The organism is Neobacillus niacini (genome assembly GCF_000759675.1).
Classification (GTDB): Bacteria; Bacillota; Bacilli; order Bacillales; family Cytobacillaceae; genus Neobacillus; species Neobacillus niacini_A.
In genome coordinates this window covers 1-1,880 of the sequence record NZ_BAWM01000077.1, presented here as the reverse complement: position 1 = coordinate 1,880, position 1,880 = coordinate 1, and the positions used below count along the sequence as shown (strand labels likewise).

At 39.5% G+C, this 1,880-nt stretch carries 1 protein-coding gene; it reads left to right on the top strand.

Annotated features, from left to right (window positions below; all coding sequences use genetic code 11):
* The first annotated feature begins 553 nt into the window (after positions 1 to 553).
* Positions 554 to 1,798, top strand: a complete 1,245-nt coding sequence (gene ltrA / locus TR08_RS19590; RefSeq protein WP_045521121.1) for a group II intron reverse transcriptase/maturase — start codon at positions 554 to 556, stop codon at positions 1,796 to 1,798.
* The last annotated feature ends 82 nt before the right edge of the window (positions 1,799 to 1,880 follow it).

Here is a 1,880-nt window from a genome sequence, read left to right as displayed (position 1 = left end):
GATGATTGTGTGCCACGAAAGCAACCAAAGTGTGCGTAAGTACATATGGAAGTTATGCTGTACTCAAGATGAGAGTAGGCCTCTCGTAATCGCTATACAGGTAGAGATTGCAAACCACCTTAAGGTGCTGTAGTCAAAAGCTATGGTATTGAGCGTTAAGGAAAAGGCAAAGCAAGACTTTGTCAGGTACATATTAAGGAGACGAAAACCATTGAACCGCTGAAGAAGTATCGAAAGCGTAGGGATGTCATCAAAACTGAGGGGGAGTCGTTAACTCAGGATAAGTTCGGAGGAAACCTGTTTACTGTCCGTTCGGTGACCGGTATAAAGGCGGCGTGAACTTAATATAGGCTTGAGTGTGGAACGTGGGAACCTACGACATGGATGCCAAGGGAGAAATTCAAGTGGAAGCACCACAAGAATCAGAGTACCAATGCCATGTATAGGGGCGGAATAACTCGTAGTAGTAATGAAACCTCCTAACGGAGGTGGAGCAAAGGGGTTATGTTATTCAGTTTTATTAACAAGTCAACCATTTTAGTGGGAGGAACTTATGAATAAAACAAAGCCATATGCGATATCTAAAAAGGTGGTTTATGAAGCCTTTCTAAGAGTAAAAGCAAATAAAGGGTCAGCTGGAATTGATGAACAGTCAATAGAAGAATTCGAAATGAACCTAAAGGATAATCTCTATAAACTATGGAACAGGATGTCCTCAGGAAGCTACTTTCCTCCAGCAGTAAAAGCTGTAGAAATACCAAAGAAAGCTGGTGGTACTAGGACACTAGGAATTCCAACTGTTGCAGATAGAATTGCACAAATGGTTGTGAAACTGTATTTTGAACCCTCGGTGGAACCTTTCTTTCATGAGGACTCTTATGGTTATAGACCCAATAAAAGTGCTATTCAAGCATTGGAGATAACCCGTAAAAGGTGTTGGAAATACAACTGGGTTCTAGAATTTGATATTAAAGGCTTATTCGACAACATTGAACATGGGTTACTAATGAAAGCAGTGGAAAAGCACACAAACAATAAATGGGTAAAACTATATATTAATAGATGGCTAAAGGCACCTTTTCAAACAAAAGAAGGTGTAATAGAACGTACGTCTGGTACACCACAAGGTGGAGTCATAAGTCCAGTACTAGCGAATCTATTTCTTCATTACACATTTGATAAATGGATGACAATTAACCATCCGAATAATCCTTTTGCTAGATATGCAGATGACGCAGTTATCCACTGTAAGTCGGAAGTTGAGGCAACAAGATTGCTTGAATCATTAAACAATAGGATGAACGTATGTAAGCTTGAACTACATCCAACCAAAACACGAATTGTATATTGTAAAGATGAAGATAGGAAAGAAAATCACGAAAATATCTCGTTTGATTTTCTAGGATATACGTTCAGACCAAGACGTTCGAAGAACAGATGGGGAAAGCATTTTATTAACTTTACACCTGCGATTAGTAACAAATCTAAGAAATCAATTCGGCAAAAAGTAAGGGACTGGAGACTACAGTTAAAAGCGGAAAAGGACCTTACGGACCTATCGAATATGTTTAACTCACAGATTATAGGGTGGATTAATTACTATGGCAAGTTCTACAAATCAGAGATGTATTCAACGTTAAGGCATATCAATAAAGCCTTAATAATGTGGTCGAGAAGAAAATACAAAAATCTAGCTCGACATAAAAAGAGAGCGGAACATTTGATGGGGAGAATTGCAAAACAAAATCCCAAATTATTTAAACACTGGGAATTAGGTATTAAGCCTGCGGCTGAATAATGGGAGCCGGATGAGTCGAGAGGTTCACGTCCGGTTCTGAGAGGGGCTACTGGGGAGGTTCCAGTGGTCTACTTGCCTTGTT